The sequence below is a fragment of the Trichococcus sp. TS_SC_9 genome, from assembly GCF_056156325.1.
On record NZ_CM149591.1, the window covers coordinates 935,023 to 955,753 of the forward strand.

Genomic DNA, 20,731 nt, shown 5'->3' on the forward strand with positions numbered 1-20,731 from the left:
GAGTCCTCATCCCTTTTGTTAGCCTTTATTCTTTTGTGCCAGTTGTTGGATCACTTGCGGGAATATCCGGTGCTCCACTTGATGGATACGGGTTTCCAAAGTCTCCAGCGTGTCCTCCGGAAGGATCGTCACTTTTTCTTGCGCGATGATTGGTCCGGTATCGACGCCTTCATCAACGAAATGGACGGTGACGCCGGTCTCCGGAACGCCTGCTTCGAAGGCGTCCTGGATGCCATGCCGACCTGGAAAATCTGGAAGCAAGGACGGGTGGATGTTGACGATGCGGTCGGCGTAGGCCGTCAACAAAGTCGGTCCGACGATCCGCATATAGCCGGCCAAGACAACCAAGTCGACCTTCTCTTCAGCCAGATGCTTCAAAATTTCATTTTCGTAGGCGACCCGATCCTCGAAGCCTTTCGGCGTAAAGGAGATCACCGGAATATTGTATTGATTGGCGCGCTCGATCGCATAGGCTTTCGGCTTGTCGCAGAACAGGAAAGCGATCGTCGCATCCACTTCACCTGACGCGATGGCTTCGGCGATGGCTTGAAAATTCGAGCCGTTTCCTGAAGCAAAGACAGCTATCCTCATGCTTGAGCCTCTTTCAGGATAACCTCTTTTTCTGATGTTTTTGCAGCCACAGATCCGATCACATAAGCTTTTTCATCATTTTCAGTCAGAACGCCCAGCACTTCCGTCAAGTTTTCGGGAGCGACCGCCAGCACCATGCCGATGCCCATGTTGAAGATTTCATACATTTCAAGAGCCGGAATCTTGCCGATTTTTTCCATCACTTGGAAGATCGGCAAAACAGGCCAGGTGCCTAATGTGATTTCCGCTTGGACGTTCTCAGGAAGCATGCGCGGCACGTTTTCGACGAAGCCGCCGCCCGTAATGTGGGCAACGCCATGTAGGAGTTGTTTTTTGATCAACGGCAATAAGGCATTCACATAGATTCTTGTAGGCGTCAATAAAACATCGCCCAATTCTTGGTCTTCGATACCTTCGACCTTGTCGGCCAATTTGTAGTCATTGTCTTTGAAGAAGATTTTGCGCACCAAGGAGTAGCCGTTCGAATGAATGCCTGATGAAGGCAAGCCAACCAGAACATCTCCTTCTTTGATCAAGGCAGGCGTCAACAAGGCATCTTTTTCCGCAATCCCAACCGTAAATCCAGCCAGATCGAAATCTTCCGGATCGTACATATCAGGCATTTCAGCTGTTTCTCCGCCAATCAGGGCAGCACCGGCTTGGACGCAGCCTTCAGCCACGCCAGCAACGATCTGCTCCAGTTTTTCCGGACGGTTTTTGCCGACAGCTACATAATCCAAGAAATAAAGAGGTTCTGCGCCTTGCGCTACGACATCGTTGACGCACATTGCGACGCAATCGATCCCGATTGTGTCGAATTTTCCGGCTTCGATGGCCAGCATCAGCTTCGTGCCGACACCGTCCGTACCCGATACAAGCACAGGTTTTTTGTAGTTCAATTCAGAAAGGTCAAAGTTTCCGCCGAATCCGCCGACTTCGCCAAAAACGCCTGGACGTTTCGTGCGGTCGATGTGTTTCTTGATGCGGCTTACTGTTTCATAACCGGCTGTGACATCCACACCCGCTTTTGCATATGCGTTTTCCATCAAACTTGTCCTCCCTTTAGATTCTCTTTTTGAATAGCTGTCATATTGTTCACGTAATCCGCTTCATAGTCATAAAGCCCAGTCGGGTAGACCCCGTTGAAGCTGTCCATGCACAAGCCTGAATACGGCATATCAAATTTCAAACCGATTGAATCGATCAGACCCTCTTGGCTAAGGAAAGACAAGCTGTCCGCCCCGATATATTCACAGATTTCATCGACTGTCATTTTAGCAGCGATCAGTTCAGCTGACTTGCTGATGTCGATGCCGTAGAAACTTGGGTAGATCAAAGGCGGCGAAGAGATGCGGACATGCACTTCTTTCGCTCCCGCTTCTTTCAACAAAGTCACGATGCGTTTGCTGGTCGTCCCGCGCACGATGGAATCATCCACCATGACGACGCTCTTGCCTTGGACAACCCCTTTTACGGCGGACAACTTCATTTTTACGCCCAACTCGCGCAGCTCCTGCGTAGGCTGGATGAATGTACGTCCGACATATTGGTTCTTGATCAAGCCCATTTCGTAAGGCGTTCCGCTTTCTTCCGCGAATCCGCTCGCCGCGGACAGGGAAGAATTGGGCACACCGATTACGATATCGGCCGTCACTGCAGGTGCTTCGATGGCCAAACGCGTTCCCATCCGTTTGCGCGCAGTATGCACGTTCACGCCGGCAATATTGGAATCCGGACGCGCGAAGTAGATATACTCCATCGCAGCGATGGAGATGGTTGTGTCATCGGTATATTTTTCGATCGTCAAGCCGTTGTCGTCAATGATTGCAAGTTCGCCGGCGTTGACATTGCGGACAAAATCAGCACCGATTGTATCGATGGCACACGTTTCACTGGCCATCACATAAGCGCCATTCGGCAATTGGCCGATGACAAGCGGACGGAATGAATTCGGATCGACGGCACCGAACATTTTTTCTTCCGTCAAAAGGATATAAGTGAAGCCGCCTTTGACCTGATTCAAACTCTCTTTGATCTTTTCGATCAGGCTGTCTTTCTGGCTGCGTCTGATCAGATGCATCAGAACTTCCGTGTCCGAAGTCGAATGGAAGATGGCGCCATTTTCCTCAAGATTGCGGCGCAATGATTTGGCATTCACCAAGTTGCCGTTGTGGCAAATGGCGATATCCATATCATAGAAATGGTACAAAAACGGCTGCACATTTTCTATGCTGTTCTGTCCGGAAGTGGAGTAACGCACATGTCCGATGGCACGGTTACCGGTCAGTCTTTGCAGATCCGATTCGTCCTTGAACACTTCGCTGATCAGTCCCAGATTGCGGTGAACCAACAGTTTTCCTTCATCACATGAAACTATCCCCGCACCCTCTTGTCCGCGGTGCTGCAAGCTGTGCAAACCGAAGTAAGTCAACTGGCTGGCATTATCGTCTCCCCAAATGCCGAATACGCCACATTCTTCGTTTAAGCTTTTTGTTTCAGCAAGCATGGAATAGCCTCCTCCCATTTCGTTTGTACTTCTTTCACATCCAAAGTGATTGTTTCGTTCTCGGCAGCGATTTTTGCGACAGCGTCAGCAGTCACCGTTCCGATTTGTGCAGCAGCAGATCCGAAGATTGCTTCCACAGCGGCAACATTTTCAGGTTTCACGGTCAGGATGAAGCGTGATTGCGTTTCGCTGAACAACAACGTTTTATCCATGGCAACCGTCACGTCGAAACCTAAGCCAGTGTCAAAGACGCTCTCCATCAAGCCGACAGCCAAGCCGCCTTCTGATAGGTCATGTGCGCTTGCGATCAGACCAGCTTTGATTGCTTTCAGGACGTTCGCTTGGTTTTCTTTTTCGACAGCCAAGTCAAAGTCCATCAGTTTCCCTTCGATTTTGCCCAATTCCATTTTTTGCAGTTCGGAACCGTTGAAGTCCGCTTTGGTGTCGCCGATCAGGATAATATGGTCGCCTGCAGCTTTGAAAGCTTGCGTAGTGATGTGCGCAAGATCCTCGATCAAGCCGACCATACCGATCATCGGTGTCGGATAAACGGCCACGCCGTCTGTTTCGTTGTAAAGGGACACGTTCCCTGAGATGACAGGTGTATCCAATTGGCGGCAAGCTTCAGAGATGCCGTCCGCGGAAGTGCTCAATTCCCAGAAAATTTCTGGTTTATCAGGGTTTCCGTAGTTCAAGCAGTCCGTGATCGCCAATGGTTTTCCGCCGCTGGCAACGATATTGCGGGCAGCTTCAGCGACAGCGATCTGTCCGCCGATTTCCGGATTCAGATACAGGTAACGGCCGTTGCAGTCGGTTGTCATTGCGATCGCTTTTTTCGTGCCGCGGACGCGGACGACTGCAGCATCGCTTCCTGGTCCTACGACCGTGCTGGTGCGGACCATGGAATCATATGTGTCATAGACGCTCTTCTTGGAAGCCAACGTCGCTTGTTGCAATAAAGCCACTAATGTATCCTGCGCTGATGTGAAGACAGGTTTGTAGTCTTCCATGGCTGCGAATGCAGCGATGCGAGCAGGCACTGCAGTCGGTTTGTAGTAGACCGGTGCATCTTCAGCCAAAGCATCAACCGGAAGTTCAGCCACCACTTTGCCTGCATGGGATAGACGGTACATGCCATCATCGGTAACTTCACCGATCACGACTGCATCCAATTCATATTTTTTGAACAAGTCGACGATGCGTTGCTCTTCGCCCTTCTTGATGCACAACAGCATACGCTCCTGCGACTCGGAAAGCATCATTTCGTAAGGTGTCATTTCTGTTTCGCGCTGCGGAACATCATCAAGGTTTAACAGCAAGCCGCTGCCTGCCTTTGAAGCCATTTCCGAGCTGGAAGAGACCAAACCGGCAGCACCCATGTCCTGGATACCGATCAAAGCGTCGGAGTAGTCATAAATGCATTCCAAACAAGCTTCCATCAATAGTTTTTCCATGAAAGGATCGCCTACTTGGACAGCCGAACGTTGCGCTTCTTCCTCTTCCTTGAATTCTTCGGAAGCGAAAGTGGCGCCATGGATACCATCGCGGCCTGTTTTTGCGCCAACGTACATGATCGAGTTGCCGACTCCGGCAGCTTGACCTTTTTGCATATCTTTTTGATCGATCAAGCCGACGCACATGGCGTTGACTAACGGGTTGCCTTTGTAGCAAGGGTCGAAGACCGTTTCACCGCCGACAGTCGGGATGCCGATACAGTTGCCGTAACCGCTGATGCCGGCAACGACTTCTTCGAAGATGTGTTTCGTGCGGTCATTGTCCAATTCGCCGAAACGCAAAGAGTCCAGGATCGCAATCGGGCGTGCGCCCATGCTGAAGATGTCACGGATGATTCCGCCGACACCGGTAGCCGCGCCTTCATAAGGCTCGATAGCTGATGGGTGGTTGTGGCTTTCCGCTTTGAAAACGACAGCTTGACCGTCGCCGATGTCCACGATACCAGCGCCCTCACCAGGTCCTTGCAATACTTGCGGGCCGGTAGTAGGGAATTTTCTCAAGACTGGTTTTGAATTTTTATAAGAACAGTGTTCGCTCCACATAACGGCAAACAGGCCAGTTTCAGTATAATTCGGCAAGCGATGCAAAATTTTATCGCAGATTGTGCCGTACTCTTCGTCTGTCAGACCCCATTCACGATAAATTTTGGATTCTTTCACTTGTTCTGGCGTTGGTTCTAAAAATGCCATTATTTGTTCAGCTCCTTCTTATAATTTTCAACCATGGATTGGAACAAGCGCAGGCCGTCCGCTGATCCCAACAAAGCTTCGACAGCACGCTCCGGGTGAGGCATCATGCCGAGGACATTGCCTTTTTTGTTGATGATGCCGGCGATATCTTCGATGCTGCCGTTCGGGTTGCCGTTGGCGTAAGTGAATACGATTTGATTGTTGGCTTTCAGATCCGCCAAAGTCTCTGCATCGCAGAAGTAGTTTCCTTCACCATGCGCGATCGGAACAGAGATGATTTCGCCTTCTTTATAGAGGGAAGTGAATTGCGTATCGGCATTCACGACTTTCAGATCCTGCGGTTTGCAGACGAACTTCAATGTATCATTGCGGCGCAAAGCACCAGGCAATAGGCCAGCTTCAGCCAAAATTTGGAATCCGTTGCAAGTGCCGAATACTGGTTTGCCTTCTTCAGCGAAACGGACTACTTCGCCCATGATGTTCGAAAAGCGGGCAATCGCACCTGTACGCAAGTAATCGCCATATGTGAATCCGCCGGGCAATAGAACAGCATCGAAACCTTCAAGACTTGTTTCATAATGTTGCACATACTCTGCATCTTCTCCAAGAATATCTTTAATGGCTGCATACATATCTAAATCACAGTTAGATCCAGGAAAAACGATGACAGCGAATTTCATTAAGCTTCAACCTCCTGGATTTCATAACGGTAAGTTTCCATAACCACGTTAGCCAACAACTTGTCGCAGATCTCTTCGATGACTTGTTCAACGTTTTCTTCATCTTTGGATACTTGAATTTCAAAATATTTTCCGATGCGGATATCTTCGATCGTTGGGTAGCCCATACGGTGGACGGCACCCTTCACGGCTTCTCCTTGCGGGTCCAATACTGAGTCTTTATACGTTACATACACGGTTACTTTATACATGTCCAAATTCCTCGCTTTTGTTTTTTTATTTTTTTTTTTTTTGTTTATTCGTTGATTTTATTCGGATGGCTTACATTTTATTCAGGCGGTCCAGCACTTCCACGTAGACAGGTATCAGATCTCCCAAGTCACGGCGGTAGATGTCTTTATCCAAGTGTTCGTTCGTTTCGATATCCCAAAGGCGGCAAGTATCCGGTGAAATTTCATCAGCCAGGATGATTTCTCCCTCAGCTGTCTTGCCGAATTCGATTTTGAAATCGATCAGGCGGATGCCGATTGCTTTGAACATCTCGATCAAGGCTGCATTGATTTTCAGCGCTTGCTTCTTGATTTCCGTAACTTCTTCATCCGTTGCCGCTCCCAGAACTTGTACATGGGCATCATTGATGAACGGATCATTGAGCGCATCGTCTTTGTAATAGAACTCCAAAACAGGGAACGGTAAGTCGATACCTTCCTCCATGCCGAAGCGTTTCGCGAAGCTTCCTGCGGATACATTACGCACAACCACTTCCAATGGGAACATATTGACTCTTTTTACTGATTGTTCGGTTTCTGATAGTTCTTGGATGTAATGGCTTGCGATTCCCTTTTCAGCCAGATACTCGAAGATGCGGCCGGTGATCTGGTTATTGAGTCTGCCTTTGCCCTCGATAGTGTCCTTCTTTACGCCGTTTAATGCGGTAGCCTGATTTAGGTATTCTGCCCAAAGGACATTTTCCTGATCTGTAGCGTACATCTTTTTAGCTTTCCCAGTATAAAGCAATTCTTTTCTTTCCATCGTTCCCGTCCCTTTCTAAATCCGAACATTAATTTGTATAAACGCCTAATTCATTCGTTTATATTGTATCATCTGCCACCCGCTTGTCAATGGAATTTTCATGAAAATTGAAATAAATTCCGGATTTTCTTCACTGTTTCCAAGGCATCCGCTGTACGAAAAAAGGCCGGAACCGTAGTCCCAGCCTTTCCATCAGTCGCCTAAACCAAGTCTTTCGAATACTTCGTCGACGTGACTCAAGTGATAGTTATAGTTGAAGGCATCTGCGATGTCTTCTTTCGTTAATTTTGCCATAATGACTTCGTCGGCTTCCACCAGTGGACGGAAATCTGTCTGATTATCCCATGAAAGGGCAGTCTTCGGCTGTACCAAGTCATAAGCCTCTTCACGGCTCATGCCACTGTCGATCAATTTCAACAGAACGCGTTGGCTATAGATCAAGCCGAAAGTCGCATTCATGTTGCGGAGCATATTCTCAGGGAACACGGTCAAGTTCTTGATGATGTTCGCAAAACGGTTCAATTGGTAGTTCAACAATGTCGTTGCGTCCGGCAGGATGATCCGTTCCGCGGAAGAGTGCGAAATATCGCGTTCATGCCATAAGCCTACATTCTCGTAAGCAGTGACCATGTAGCCGCGGATGACACGGGCAAGGCCAACCATATTTTCGGAACCGATTGGATTGCGTTTGTGCGGCATAGCGGAAGAACCTTTTTGGCCCTTCGCGAAGAATTCTTCCACTTCACGGGTTTCCGATTTCTGCAGTCCGCGGATTTCAGTAGCGAAGCGTTCGATGCTTGTCGCAATCAGAGCGATTGTTGCCATGTATTCGGCATGCAGATCGCGCGGCAGAACCTGCGTCGAAATTTCTTGCGGTCTTGTGCCCAATTTTCCGCAGACGTACTCCTCTACGAACGGCGGGATGTTTGCGAAAGTCCCGACAGCCCCGCTGATTTTTCCGGCTTCAACGCCTTTAGCAGCATGTTCAAAACGCTCGATGTTGCGTTTCATTTCCGAATACATCGTAGCCAGCTTCAGTCCGAATGTCGTAGGTTCCGCATGTACACCATGCGTACGGCCCATGCAGACAGTCTTTTTGTGTTCTTTCGCTTTTTCGCCGATGATTTCCAGCATGTTCTGCAGATCCTTGCGCAGGATATCATTGGCTTGTTTTAATTGGTAACCGTAGGCAGTATCGACCACATCGGTACTCGTCAGGCCATAGTGGACCCATTTTCTTTCTTCTCCCAAAGATTCGGAAACGGCGCGTGTGAACGCTACTACGTCATGTCTGGTCTCTTTTTCGATTTCAAGGATACGGTCGATGTCAAATGTCGCATTCGCGCGGATTTTAGCCACGTCTTCCGCAGGGATTTCGCCAAGGGCAGCCCAAGCTTCATCAGCCAGGATTTCGACCTCCAACCAGCATTTGTAACGATTGTATTCGGACCAAACTTCAGCCATCTCAGGGCGTGTATAACGTGTAATCATTTTAAATTGTTCCTCCGTTCCAGATTTGGGTGTTGTCTATTTCTGTTAAGGTTGCTTCTTGATCATCCGTCAAAATGGTGATATGTCCCATTTTTCTGTCTGTGCGTGATTCCGCTTTGCCGTAGTAATGGAAAGACCAATCCGCTTTTTCTTCCCGCAGTGCGATCGTGCCTTCCATATGCTGTCCCAGGATATTGACCATGATGGCAGGCGACAATTGCCGCGCTGTCGGCATCGGCAATCCGGCGACTGCTTGGATGTGGGCATCAAATTGTGAAACATTCATTGCTTCGATTGTGTAATGGCCCGAATTATGCGGACGCGGCGCCAACTCATTGATGAAGATCGTGTCATCCGCTGCCAGGAACATTTCGATGCCCAGCGTACCCACCAACTGCAGCGCATCGGCAATCTGGTGGGCCGCCTTGTTGGCTTTTTCGGCTACCGCAGATGTGACGCGGGCCGGCACGATCGATTCGTGCAGAATATTATTGATGTGGATATTTTCGGAAACCGGAAATACCGTAGCTTCGCCTTTTTGGTTGCGTACGATCATGACCGAAAGCTCTTTGGTGAACGGAACCCAAGCCTCCAGAACGCAGATGCTGTCCGCTGCCAATTTCGTGGCTTCCGCTATGTCGGCTTCCGATTTCAGGACAACCTGTCCCTTACCATCATACCCGAAACGGGTCGTTTTTAAAACACTCGGATAGCCGATTTTAGCGATGGCCGCATCCAGTTGTTCCGCATTTTCGACTACCGCGAATTGCGCGATCGATACCCCGGCGGATTGAAGGAATTCCTTCTCCTTGATGCGATCCTGCGTAATCGTCAAAATTCCGCTGCCTTGCGGAATGCTGGACAGTGTTTCCACTTCCTGCAGGGCTGCCGCATCGATGTTCTCAAATTCGAATGTCACGACATCGGATTTTTCGGCTAGTTCACGCAATGCCACAGCATCAGCGTATGCCGCTTGGATGTGCCAATCCGCTACTTGGGCTGCCGGGCAATTTTCCCCCGGATCCAAAATCCCGACTGTGAATCCCATCCGCTTTGCGGACTGTGCCAGCATGCGCCCTAATTGTCCCCCGCCGATGATGCCGATCACGTCATTTGGTTTCAGTACTTTATACAAGGTCTTCACTGCTTTCCAAAACTTTTTGTTTTAATTCTTCCCGTCTCTTTTCCAATTGATCGGCCAAATCCTGATTTTCGATCGAAAGGATCTGTACCGCCAGCAGACCGGCATTGATTGCCCCTGCTTTGCCGATGGCTACCGTCGCGACCGGAACACCGCCGGGCATCTGGACGATGGACAACAAAGAATCCATACCGCTCAATGCGCGCGATTGGACAGGAACACCGATGACCGGAAGCGTCGTTTTTGCAGCGATCATACCCGGAAGGTGCGCTGCGCCGCCTGCGCCAGCAATGATGACTTTCGTTCCCGCAGCCCGTGCTTGTTCCGCAAAAGTGAACATCAGATCCGGTGTCCGGTGAGCCGAAACGACCCTCTTTTCATAAGCGATGCCGAATTCATCCAGTATCAAGCAAGCTTCTTTCATAGTCTCCCAGTCAGAAGTACTACCCATTACGACAGAAACAACCGTATTCATCCATTTTTCCCCCATTATCAATTTTTCATTTTTAATATAGCACATCATCTCTCATTATTCCAAACGTTTTTGGGAACGCATGGCATTTTCGTTCGGAAATGATCTGTTTTGATTCCATTCCGTACAACCGATGCCGGCATTTTGCATTAAAAAAATCCCTTTGTTTTTATTCAAAAATCTACCCTTTACCACCATGAATGGCAATAATATGATAAAATGATGATATGCAAACCCTTCCAAACTAAAAAATTACTGATTTCCTTTTTATTTCTCTTCTTATCCTATAGAATAAAATGGAATAATATTATTAAACATGATTTTTTCAACTTACTTATTTAATTTCCAACAAAACCATCTGCTCACAGGAGGAACGATGATCATGAATAAATTCTTCGATATCTACATGGATTTGAGAAAAAAAATTGAGCATGCAGAATTCGAAACCGGATCCTTGTTGCCCAGCGAAAAGACCCTGTCGGACCAATATCATGTTTCACGGGAAACAATCAGAAAGGCTTTGGCGCTGTTGCTGGAAGGTGGCTATATCCAGAAGAAGCAAGGCAAAGGATCGATTGTGCTGGACATCAGACGGTTCAACTTTCCCGTTTCCGGGCTGACCAGTTTCAAAGAGCTTCAGGATTCCCAGCAGATTCCCAATGAAACGATCGTCATCAAGAATAAACTTGAGACTATTCCGGATTTCCTTGCCGAAGATCTGAAAGTGGATCCCGGCCGCAAAGTGATTTCCCTTATCCGGCTGCGGAAGATTGCGGGGGAAGTCGTCATCATGGATAAGGACTATCTCTTCCATGACATTATCGAGCAGATCCCTTCCGAAGCTGCAGAAAATTCCATCTATGCATACTTGGAGAATGACTTGGGCCTGAATATCGCTTATGCCAAAAAGGAATTCGTCGTGGAAGCAGCGACACGTGAAGATCACAAGCTGATGGATCTGAAGGATGACACACACATCGTCGTCGTCAAGAGTGAAGTCTATCTGGAAGACACCCGTCTGTTCCAATACACAGAGTCCCGCCATCGTTTGGACCGCTTCCGATTCGTCGAATTCGCCCGCAGAAAACACAGCCTATAAGAAAAAAGATGAAGCCAAGCCGGCTTCATCTTTTTTGCTTATGTAAGAGCTGATCACTCATTGACATTCGTATAATCAACGGTGAAATAGGCACCCTCGGCCATCAGGATATGCCCTGATTCATATGGGTTCCCCGCTACGGTTAGATACACTTCCTGGACACCGTAATATTCCCCGATCGTATTGACGACTCCCTGCAAAATCAGCGATTCCGCCGATGTCCCGGCATTCATCTCAGAAACGAATTCCTGCGAGAAGTCCACATAGACACGCCCATCATCACTCAAGGACAAGCTGTTGATGGAGACATTCGGTCCGATCAGACTTCCCCCTGGCGCATCCGGCACGTTCTTCAGTGATTGCGCCAGAATGGTTCGGGTAACCTCATTGGTCGCATAGGATAATTCAATACTTGTTGCATCCAATCCCATCAGCTCGCTATCCGGATAAAAGACGCGCAGTTGTTGCGTTTCCGGAACGTTCTCATTGCGGGCTTCCAGACTGGAAGAGACAATCATATCATCCCCAAGATCCGTGACCCGTTTCACCAAACCCATATTCTGCACGTAGTAGTCCTTAGTGGTGGAGGCTTCATACGTCGTCGTCACTTCAAGCGCGTCGAAATTGCCCATCGGCGTTTCAATCTGGGCAGTCAGATTAGTGATTTCGGAAGGTATTCCGCTCGCATTCACCCAACTGTTCCCGACTTCCAAAGGCTCCTTCAACAGAATATCCAATTGGTTGGCGGCATCACCACTTGCTGTTTTTTCCAGCATGTTTTCCCTGAAGTAGGTTTCCGGACGAGTGAACACTTCCCTGAGTTCCCCGTCAGCAAGTTCCAATACCGTCACAATCTGAGTGCCTCCATTATTGGAAGTGATCTGCATCCGGTTGCCTTCGATATATTGCGGATAGACAGTGAAGGAAGCGTACTCATTCCCTTCACCCAGATATTTTGTGAATACGGATGCGCTGAACGGGTAGTAAGCCTCGATTGTCATTGCGTCTGCAGGTTCCGAAGAGGACGAGGAAGCCGAGCCGCTGTCTGTTGAACTGGACACGGAAGAAGACACACTGCTGACATCTGAAGAATCGGATGACGAATCGGTGGCCGATCCTCCAAAGAGACTGCAAGAAGCTAATAAGGGCACCAACAACGCTACCATCAGATTCGAAACTTTCTTTCTCATGTTTTGTCCCACCTTCTGCCTTAGTTGTCTTCATTATATCACAACCGCTTTCTAAGGCATTACCCTAACTATCGCTGCAACGCACGAATGCTGTGGCACTAAGCGGCTCCTTTCAAGTATAATGAAGCCAGCACGAAACCAAAAGAAACATTTCACAAATTCAAATAGAGGTGGAAAATTTATGAAGGAAATCAGTTTGAATGATACCGTCTACAGTCTGGTGAAGCAATACCCTGAAATCAGGGAAGTCATCATCAGCCTGGGCTTCGAACCATTGCGCAGCGACAAGATGCTGAATACTGCCGGCCGGATCATGACCATCGGGAAGGCACTCAAACGTAATGACGTGCCGGAGGATACATTCGTCGAAACGCTGGCAAAAAACGGGTTCAGCGTGAAGGAATTGGCATCATCAGAAGCATTTGCTCCAAATGAAGCGGCAGAACCCGCTGCTCCAAGCGGCGGAATTGCCCGTATGGGTTCAACGGAATTCCAGGAGCGCCAGGACGTTCTGCAGAGCCTCATCCTGCGCTTGCATAAAGGCGAGAATTGGGATGCGGTGCAAGCCGACTTCAAGAAGCATTTCACGGGCGTCAGCGCCTATGAGATTTCCGTCATGGAGCAAGGCCTGATGGGCAAAGGGATAGACGCCGAAGACATCCAACGCCTCTGCAACGTGCATGCCTCGCTCTTCGGTGGATCCATCGAAGCGGTCTACACCACTTCAGCGGAACAGCAGCATGCCGGGCATCCGATCCAAGTTTTGAAACTCGAAAATTTGGCCATCGAAAACACGCTGGAAAAAGTCAGCAAATTATTGGCCGTTTACCTTGAAACGAAGGAACCGAGCCTGAAGGACGGCATCCAGAAACAATTGGCGCTGCTGGGCGAATTCGACAAGCATTATGCCCGCAAAGAATACGCCATCTTCCCGATCATGGAGAACAAAGGCATCACGGCCCCGCCGAAAGTCATGTGGGGTGTCGATGACGATATCCGCAGCATGTATAAGGACTTCAAAACCCTGCTGCAGAACGAGGATTTTGACGCGATTCCCAAATCTTTCTCCGACCTGAAATACGAAATGACGGAAATGATCACGAAGGAAGAAGACATCCTCCTGCCGATGATCATCGATATCTTCAACGAGGACCACTGGCTGCAGATCGCCAAGGAGTCCGACGAAATCGGCTACTGCATCGTAAAACCGGAAACAAAATGGGTGCCGGAGCGTTCCCTTCCCGAGGATGTTTCACATGAAACACTGGCGACGGAAGCAAATCCTTACATCACTTTCCAAACCGGTCATCTGACGCCGCACCAGTTGGAGAAGATGCTGAACAACATCCCTTTGGAATTAACTTTTGTCGATGCCGACAACATCGTGTGCTACTACAATGACAACGGCGAAGAAAAATTCTTCAAGCGCACCAGCAGCGCAATCGGCCGCGATGTCATGAACTGCCATCCGCCGAAGAGCCTGGCGATCGTCACGCAACTGCTCGCCGACCTGAAATCCGGCGCGAAAGAGAGCGAATCGATGTGGTTCCGCGCGATGGGCAAATTCATCTTGGTCACCTACCGTGCCGTCAGGGATGACGACGGCAGCTATATGGGAACCCTTGAATATGTCCAGGACATCCAACCGATCATCGATCTTGACGGCGAAAAGCGGACACTGTCCTAAACCACCGTTCCGGAAATGACTACCGAAAACAAATGCAAGCTGTCTCTTTTGAGGCAGCTTTTTTCGTTGGCAAGGAATTTACTATCTGTGTGTCGGCCGCTCGCTCTCTCCATCCGCCTCTATCTTCCCCCTCCTCCGGCGAGCGAGGCCACGCCGGAGGAGGCCAGCATTCTCTTCTGCGTGCTCCGACGATGGCAGCTTCGCCGGAGGAGACAACACTGACCACTGGTGTGTTCCGGTGGACGCACGCTTCACCGGAACTGAGAAGGGATCCCACCTCTCTCCTCCGGTCAGCCCGCAGCCCAGCCTTTATAGGCAGCGAACCCAAAAGAAGGGCCATCCCCGGAGGAGATGGCCCTTCTTGCTGTTTATTTGGTTATCATGAAAGCGATGGTTTCGTACGGCTTCAGCGTGAAGGACGGCGCAAGCTGGCTCTCCCCGTAGTTGCCGGCCAGGAAACTGCTGGCCTTATCTGCCCATTCTTCCGGTACGGCGATTGTGTACTCGCCCGCATAGAAATGGTTCAGGACAAGCACTTTTTCCACTTCATTCTCGCGGATGTAGGCAAACACTTCGGGATCGTCCAACAGGATCCCCTCGTAGGAACCGTCCGAAATGACTGCATGCTCTTTGCGGATACGGATCAATTCTTGGTAGTAACGGAAAATTTTGCCCTCAGCGAGCTCCTTCTCGACGTTCACTTCCGGATAATTGGCTGCGACCTGCAGCCATGGTTCGCCTGTCGTAAAGCCGGCGTGCGGACTGCTGTCCCATTGCATCGGTGTCCGGCTGGTATCGCGGGATTTTTGTTTGATGATGCGCATGGCCTCCGGGTGCGTCAATCCGGCAAGTTTCAGGTCGCGGTAGGCATTGTGCGATTCGATATCCCGATAAATGCTAATGTCGTCATAATCCGGATTCGTCATGCCGATTTCCTCGCCCTGATAGATGTAAGGCGTACCCCGCAGCAGATGGATCGTTTGCGCCAGCATAGAGGCTGTTTCGAAAGGATAACGGATCGGATCACCGAAGCGGCTGTTGGCGCGCGGCTGATCATGATTGTTCCAGAACAGTGCATTCCAACCGTTCCCATCCGACATTCCAGCCTGCCATTCATTCAAAATCCGCTTCAGTTCAAGAAAATCAAACGGATGATCCGTCCATTTTTCACCATCCTTGTAGTCGACCTTCAGATGGTGGAAGCTGAAGATCATCGACAATTCATTCCTGTCCGGATTCGAATAAAGGATCCCGTTCTCAACAGTGGTCGAAGACATCTCGCCGACCGTGATGATGTCCTCCAACGTACCGAACGATGCCTGATTCAGCTCGTGGATGTAGTCATGGACGATCGGTCGATCCGTGTAGAGGCTCTTTTCGTTGTTTCCTTGGCTGTCCACCAACGCGACATCCTTACCGATGAGGTTCAACACATCAAAACGGAAACCCTTGATGCCCTTTTCCAACCAGAAATTGACGACTTCCTGCAGTTCCTGGCGCACTTTCGGGTTGCGCCAATTCAGATCCGCTTGCGTGACATCAAACAGATGCAGATAGTACTTGCCGGTGTCCCCGAATGGCGCCCACGCCTCCCCGCCGAATTTCGAACCCCAATTGGTCGGCAGGCTGCCGTCCGCTTTCGGATCGCGGATGATGTAATAATCCTGGTACTCTTTGTCCCCGGCCAAGGCTTTCTGGAACCATTCATGCGTAGTCGACGTATGGTTGAACACCATGTCGAACATGATTTCGATGCCGTGCTGCTTCAGCTTCCGGATCAATTCTTCAAAATCTGCCATCGTGCCGAAAACAGGATCGATGGCATAATAATCAGTGATGTCATACCCATTATCCATCTGCGGCGATACGAAGATCGGGTTCATCCAGATCATATCGATGCCCAATTCCGCCAAATAAGGCACTTTGCTAATGATTCCCTGGATATCACCGATGCCGTTGCCGTCGGAATCCTTGAATGATTTTGGATAAAGCTGATAAATCACCTTTTTTTGAAACTCTTTCATTGTAATACCCCCTGTCTTCTCACTATGACTGAAGGCAAAAAGCTTCACGAACAGCTTTTTGCCTCCAGTAATTCATTTTTTACTTTTGCGTTTGGATAACCGGTGCATCCTCAACTTCGCCTTTGGGAGCGAAAAGTTGTTTCTTATCGAACACAATCGTCAACAGGAACGGCACAACGATCGCGATGGCCATACATACGAAGAACATCGCCATCGAATCGGTCTGGATGCTGAGGAAACCAGGAATCCCGCCGACTCCGATACTGTTCGCCATGACGTTGAAGGTCGTAGCCACCAAACCGGCGATACCGGATCCAATCATCGCTGCAACGAACGGATAGATATATTTGATGTTGATACCGAACATGGCCGGCTCGGTTACGCCCAAGTAACAGGAGATGGCAGCCGGGATGGAAACCTGTTCCTCTTTCTCATTCCCTCTGTGCAGGAAGATGATCGCCATAACGGCCGAGCCTTGTGCGATATTCGAAAGAGCAATCATCGGCCACAGGTTGGTGCCGCCGAAATCGGCGATTAGCTGCAGGTCGATGGCATTGGACATATGGTGAAGCCCCGTGATGACGAGCGGCGAATAGAGCGTACCGAAGAACAGTCCGAACAACCATCTGAAGTCCCCTGTCAATCCGGCATAAACAACTTCCGAAACCCATTGTCCGATGGTCCAACCGATGGGTCCCAGTACAGTATGCGCGACGATGACAGTAGGAACCAAGGCCAACAGCGGAACAACAATCATCGAAATGTACTGTGGAACCCATTTACGCAGCCAGATCTCCAAGTATGCCAGGAGGAAACCAGCCAACATGGCGGGAATGACTTGTGCTTGATAACCGATCTTGTTGATCGTGAAAGCACCGAAATCCCAGAATGGAATTTCTTGCGCCCCGGCGACACCATAAGCATTCAATAATTGCGGTGATACCAATGTAATCCCGAGAACGATACCCAGAATCTGCGTAGTGCCCATCTTTTTCGTGATGCTCCAAGTGATGCCGACTGGCAAGAAGTGGAAAATTGCTTCACCGATCAGCCAAAGGAAATCATTGACGCCTGTCCAGAACTGCGAATTGGAAACGATCGTGCCGTTGGCAAAGTTGATTCCTTCAAGCACGTTGCGGAAGCCGAGGATAAGCCCCCCTACTACGATGGCCGGAATCAGCGGCGTAAAGATTTCCGCCAGCACAGCCATGGCACGCTGCACAACATTCTGATTCTGCTTGGCTGCCGCTTTTGCCTCATCTTTTGAGACGCCCTCTTTGCCGGATACCTTCGCGAACTCGTTATAAAATTGTGGCACTTCATTACCGATGATGACCTGAAATTGTCCTGCTTGGGTGAAGGTTCCTTTTACTGCGGGTATGTCTTCGATCTTCTTGATGTTGGCGGCAGCGGGGTCATTCAGGACGAAACGCATCCGAGTGGCACAGTGACTGACTGCAGAAATATTATCGGGTCCCCCGATATGTTCCAGCAGATCCTTTGCATCTTTGTTGAAATCTACCATTTTTTCTCCTCCTAAACTTGTATATACATGTTCCTGACATTTCTATTCTACCGTGAAAAACTTTATAATGCAAACGTTTTCCACTCGCAATATTTTTACTTGTATAGACAAGTTGTTTGTTTTCCGCATGTTATGAAGCGTTAACAAGCTGGACAACACCATCAAAAAAAACGGCAAAAAGAATCGGATGGCCCGGTTCCCTGCCGTTTTTTGATTGTGCTGAGCCATTTATATCGCTTGTTTCACGTTCACTAGCGTACGCCCATGCATCTTCCCGTCCATGATCTTCCCGAAAGCCGTTGGCAAGTCTTCCAGCATGATTTCCTGTTCGACCAGCAACTCCAGATTTATCGGCTTCAGATCGCTTGCCATGCGTTCCCAAAGTTTGATGCGCTCAGCGTAAGGATGGTTGACTGAATCGATCCCCACAAGCTTGACGCCCCTCAGTATGAATGGCAGCACGGTCGCTTCGAATGCGATTCCGCCGGCATTTCCGCTCAAGGCCAGACATCCGCCGTAGTGCAGCTGCGCCAGCAACTCAGGCAGCATCGGACCACCGACCGGATCGATGATCGCTGCCCAACGCTGCTGAGCCAAAGGCCGCTTCTTCTCCAGCGCCACTTCATCGGGATGGAGAACGCCTTCAGCACCGAGTCGCTTCAGGTAATCCAGGCAGTCCGCTTTCTTCCGGGAAACAGCTTCAACCGTATACCCAAGACGCTTCAGCATGGCGATTGCCATCCCGCCGACACCACCGGAAGCTCCCCTCACCAAAACAGCACCCGTTTTCGGCTGGATACCTTGTTGCTCCAAAGCATCCACCGACTCCGCAGCTGTGTAACCGGCCGTCCCGATGATCATTGCTTCCCTTAAACTCAATCCTTCCGGCAACGGAACAATCCAGGCTGCAGGGACCCGGGCATATTGGCTGAATCCGCCGAAATGACTCACCCCTAAACCGTAGCCCGTCACGATTACCTTATCCCCTGCCCGGAAAGCCGGATGGAGCGATTCCACAACCACGCCGCTCAGATCGATCCCCAAAATCATCGGATAATTGCGGATGACCCCGCTTTTCGGATTAGTCCCGGCCAGCCCGTCCTTGTAGTTGACGCTCGAATAGTGCACTTCGATCAGCACCTCCCCGTCAGGCAAGTCCTCTTTGTTGAATGTTCTCACCGTCGTTTCCACTTTCGCAGCTATATTTTCCGCCCATAAAGCCTTGAACTCTTCCATACTACCCCTCGTTTCAGCTTATTTTTATCTTTAGTTTAGTCCATCTTCCCATAATTTGCGACCTCTTCCACGCAACCAGCAGGAAAAAAGAGCCAAATAAAAAAACCTTCACCGGGAATCAAGCTGATACCTGGTGAAGGTTTTTGGATGTATGCTTATTCCGCTATCTCAACAACCAAATAACGATGCGGCTCTTTGCCCTCGGAATGGGTTTTGATGCGTTTGTTTTGGCTCAAGCGCGCATGGATCTGTTTTCTTTCGAAAGCAGGTAGAGGCTCAAGAAACACGGGCTGTTTCGTTTTGATGACGCGTTCCGCAGTACGGTCGGCGATGCTTTCCAAAACGGCAGCTCTGCGCTCACGGTAGTCACCGACATTCACGATTACGGACAGGCGGCGACGCACATAGCGCTGCACCAACGCTTGCGCCAAAATCTGGAGCGCATTGACGATTTTTCCGTATTTGCCGATCAATAACCCTGGCTTTTCGCTTTCCATTTGGAAAATCAGCATATTGTTCTTCTCTTCGACCGTCACGATCGCAGGAGCCCCGTATGCTGAAGCTACCGAAGTAAGATACTCGGTCACTGCAGCAATTGCTTCATCGCGGCCGGATTCTTCATCATAATCTTCATATTCTTCGGCTTCTTCATCCTCATCGGAAGAAATCACTCTATCGATTTCAGGTTGATCAGCCAATATCTTTTCGGCAGTTTCCGGATAATCCTCTTCAAGATCTTCTACGATATCTTCGACTGTCTCTTCGATTTCAGCTAATTGGATATCGCCTGCTTCATCAAAGTCCCTGATTTCCTTGCGCGTGATTTCCACGACTGCCTCTTTTTGTCCGAATCCAAAAATCCCTTTTTTACCTTCAGAGATTACGACGATATCGGCTTCATGGCTATCGACGCCCAACAAATCCAGACCTTTGCGAATCGCTTTATCAACGGTCGTATCTTTCGCAATTACTTTATCCATAATAGAATGTCATCCTTTCCTACTTCAAAGTATAACTAGTTTTTCTTTTTCTTTTTAGGATTTTGAGCTTTCTTCAATGCTTTTTCGCGCGCTTTTGTTTCTGCTTCCGCTTGTTCGCGCTCGCGGATAGCCGTGTACGGGTTGTTCAGCATCAGCGTCTGCCCTACAGAGAAGGCATTACTTGCTACCCAGTACAATGACAAGGCGCTCGGAAAGTTGATACCCATCATCAAAATCATGATCGGCATCGTGTACGTCATCGATTTTGTCGCAGGATTCGCTTCCGTCTGTGACATCATCGTCAACTTGCTTGTGGCATACGTCAGGATGGCGGCCACTACCGGCAAAATAAAGAATGGATCGCGTTCTCCCAAGTTCATCCATAGGAAGCTGCCGCTCTTCAAAATTTCAGTCCGGCTGATTGCTTGGTACAACGCCATCAAGACAGGCATCTGAACCAAAACAGGCAAACAACCCATGTAAGGATTCACATTGTTATCGGCATACAGCTTAGAAACTTCCTTTTGCAGGACTTCCTGTGTTTCCCGATCTTTAGAAGCATATTTTGCCTGCAACGCTTTTATCTGTGGTTGAACAGCCGACATTTTTTTCGTGCTCTTCGTTTGGAAATGATTAAGCGGCAACAGGATAACGCGGATGATGATCGTAAAGGCAATGATTCCTAGGCCATAATTACTGAAAAATAGATCGGACAACCACACGATCATGTTGGAGAAATTAAAGACAACATAACGATCCCAAAAACCGGCACTTTCTGAGGTAATGGGTTCCGTTCCACACGCTGACAAAACCATCATAACAGCAAATAAGCTGAGTGTAAAAAGTAATCGCTTACGCTTTGACAAGAGAACT

The 20,731-nt window shown here is 49.2% G+C and carries 18 protein-coding genes; 2 read left to right on the forward strand and 16 right to left on the reverse strand.

The window, feature by feature from the left end:
• Positions 1-18 precede the first annotated feature (18 nt).
• From purN to purE, 10 genes are all read right to left on the reverse strand, one after another.
• A complete protein-coding gene (gene purN / locus AC0J5I_RS04320; protein ID WP_475304164.1) occupies positions 19-591 on the reverse strand; it encodes a phosphoribosylglycinamide formyltransferase in 573 nt (190 codons plus the stop codon).
• Positions 588-1,637: a phosphoribosylformylglycinamidine cyclo-ligase gene (gene purM / locus AC0J5I_RS04325; protein WP_475304168.1), complete on the reverse strand. Its 1,050-nt coding sequence runs from the start codon at positions 1,635-1,637 to the stop codon at positions 588-590. Before purM ends, purN begins: the two co-directional genes overlap by 4 nt.
• A complete protein-coding gene (purF, locus tag AC0J5I_RS04330) occupies positions 1,637-3,097 on the reverse strand; it encodes an amidophosphoribosyltransferase (RefSeq protein WP_475304170.1) in 1,461 nt (486 codons plus the stop codon). Before purF ends, purM begins: the two co-directional genes overlap by 1 nt.
• Positions 3,073-5,301, reverse strand: a complete 2,229-nt coding sequence (gene purL, locus AC0J5I_RS04335) for a phosphoribosylformylglycinamidine synthase subunit PurL (protein ID WP_475304172.1) — start codon at positions 5,299-5,301, stop codon at positions 3,073-3,075. The genes purF and purL overlap by 25 nt, the downstream gene beginning before the upstream one ends.
• Positions 5,301-5,981 carry a phosphoribosylformylglycinamidine synthase subunit PurQ gene (purQ, locus tag AC0J5I_RS04340; RefSeq protein WP_463274864.1) on the reverse strand — a complete coding sequence of 227 codons (681 nt, stop codon included), beginning with the start codon at positions 5,979-5,981 and terminating at the stop codon, positions 5,301-5,303. The genes purL and purQ overlap by 1 nt, the downstream gene beginning before the upstream one ends.
• On the reverse strand, positions 5,981-6,232 hold the full coding sequence (purS, locus tag AC0J5I_RS04345; protein ID WP_068562113.1) for a phosphoribosylformylglycinamidine synthase subunit PurS: 252 nt from the start codon (positions 6,230-6,232) through the stop codon (positions 5,981-5,983). Before purS ends, purQ begins: the two co-directional genes overlap by 1 nt.
• A gap of 70 nt (positions 6,233-6,302) precedes the next feature.
• Entirely contained in the window at positions 6,303-7,013 is a 711-nt protein-coding gene (gene purC / locus AC0J5I_RS04350; protein ID WP_475304181.1) for a phosphoribosylaminoimidazolesuccinocarboxamide synthase, read from the reverse strand.
• 192 nt (positions 7,014-7,205) lie between these two features.
• Positions 7,206-8,504 carry an adenylosuccinate lyase gene (purB, locus tag AC0J5I_RS04355; RefSeq protein ID WP_475304186.1) on the reverse strand — a complete coding sequence of 433 codons (1,299 nt, stop codon included), beginning with the start codon at positions 8,502-8,504 and terminating at the stop codon, positions 7,206-7,208.
• Position 8,505: 1 nt separating this feature from the next.
• A complete protein-coding gene (purK, locus tag AC0J5I_RS04360) occupies positions 8,506-9,648 on the reverse strand; it encodes a 5-(carboxyamino)imidazole ribonucleotide synthase (protein WP_475304191.1) in 1,143 nt (380 codons plus the stop codon).
• Positions 9,632-10,120, reverse strand: a complete 489-nt coding sequence (gene purE / locus AC0J5I_RS04365; RefSeq protein ID WP_475304195.1) for a 5-(carboxyamino)imidazole ribonucleotide mutase — start codon at positions 10,118-10,120, stop codon at positions 9,632-9,634. Before purE ends, purK begins: the two co-directional genes overlap by 17 nt.
• Positions 10,121-10,499: 379 nt before the next feature.
• Here purE and treR point away from each other — a divergent pair, with 379 nt between their 5' ends.
• Positions 10,500-11,216, forward strand: coding sequence for a trehalose operon repressor (gene treR / locus AC0J5I_RS04370; protein ID WP_475305518.1), 717 nt, complete (start codon positions 10,500-10,502; stop codon positions 11,214-11,216).
• A 53-nt stretch (positions 11,217-11,269) separates the two neighbouring features.
• Here the strand turns inward: treR and AC0J5I_RS04375 are convergent, their stop codons facing one another.
• A complete protein-coding gene (locus tag AC0J5I_RS04375; RefSeq protein WP_475304198.1) occupies positions 11,270-12,406 on the reverse strand; it encodes a GerMN domain-containing protein in 1,137 nt (378 codons plus the stop codon).
• Positions 12,407-12,587: 181 nt separating this feature from the next.
• Here AC0J5I_RS04375 and AC0J5I_RS04380 point away from each other — a divergent pair, with 181 nt between their 5' ends.
• The gene (locus AC0J5I_RS04380; protein ID WP_475304200.1) at positions 12,588-14,093 is read left to right on the forward strand and encodes a DUF438 domain-containing protein; all 1,506 of its coding nucleotides are present in this window, start codon (positions 12,588-12,590) and stop codon (positions 14,091-14,093) included.
• 368 nt (positions 14,094-14,461) lie between these two features.
• Here AC0J5I_RS04380 and treC read toward each other — a convergent pair whose 3' ends face one another.
• From treC to yidC, 5 genes are all read right to left on the reverse strand, one after another.
• Positions 14,462-16,117: an alpha,alpha-phosphotrehalase gene (gene treC, locus AC0J5I_RS04385; protein WP_475304203.1), complete on the reverse strand. Its 1,656-nt coding sequence runs from the start codon at positions 16,115-16,117 to the stop codon at positions 14,462-14,464.
• A gap of 79 nt (positions 16,118-16,196) precedes the next feature.
• A complete protein-coding gene (gene treP / locus AC0J5I_RS04390) occupies positions 16,197-17,642 on the reverse strand; it encodes a PTS system trehalose-specific EIIBC component (RefSeq protein ID WP_475304208.1) in 1,446 nt (481 codons plus the stop codon).
• A 228-nt stretch (positions 17,643-17,870) separates the two neighbouring features.
• Positions 17,871-18,878, reverse strand: a complete 1,008-nt coding sequence (locus AC0J5I_RS04395) for an oxidoreductase (RefSeq protein WP_475304211.1) — start codon at positions 18,876-18,878, stop codon at positions 17,871-17,873.
• A gap of 155 nt (positions 18,879-19,033) precedes the next feature.
• Complete coding sequence (jag, locus tag AC0J5I_RS04400) at positions 19,034-19,858, reverse strand: RNA-binding cell elongation regulator Jag/EloR (protein WP_475304215.1); 825 nt, start codon at positions 19,856-19,858, stop codon at positions 19,034-19,036.
• A 35-nt stretch (positions 19,859-19,893) separates the two neighbouring features.
• Complete coding sequence (gene yidC, locus AC0J5I_RS04405; protein WP_475304219.1) at positions 19,894-20,724, reverse strand: membrane protein insertase YidC; 831 nt, start codon at positions 20,722-20,724, stop codon at positions 19,894-19,896.
• Positions 20,725-20,731: the final 7 nt, after the last annotated feature.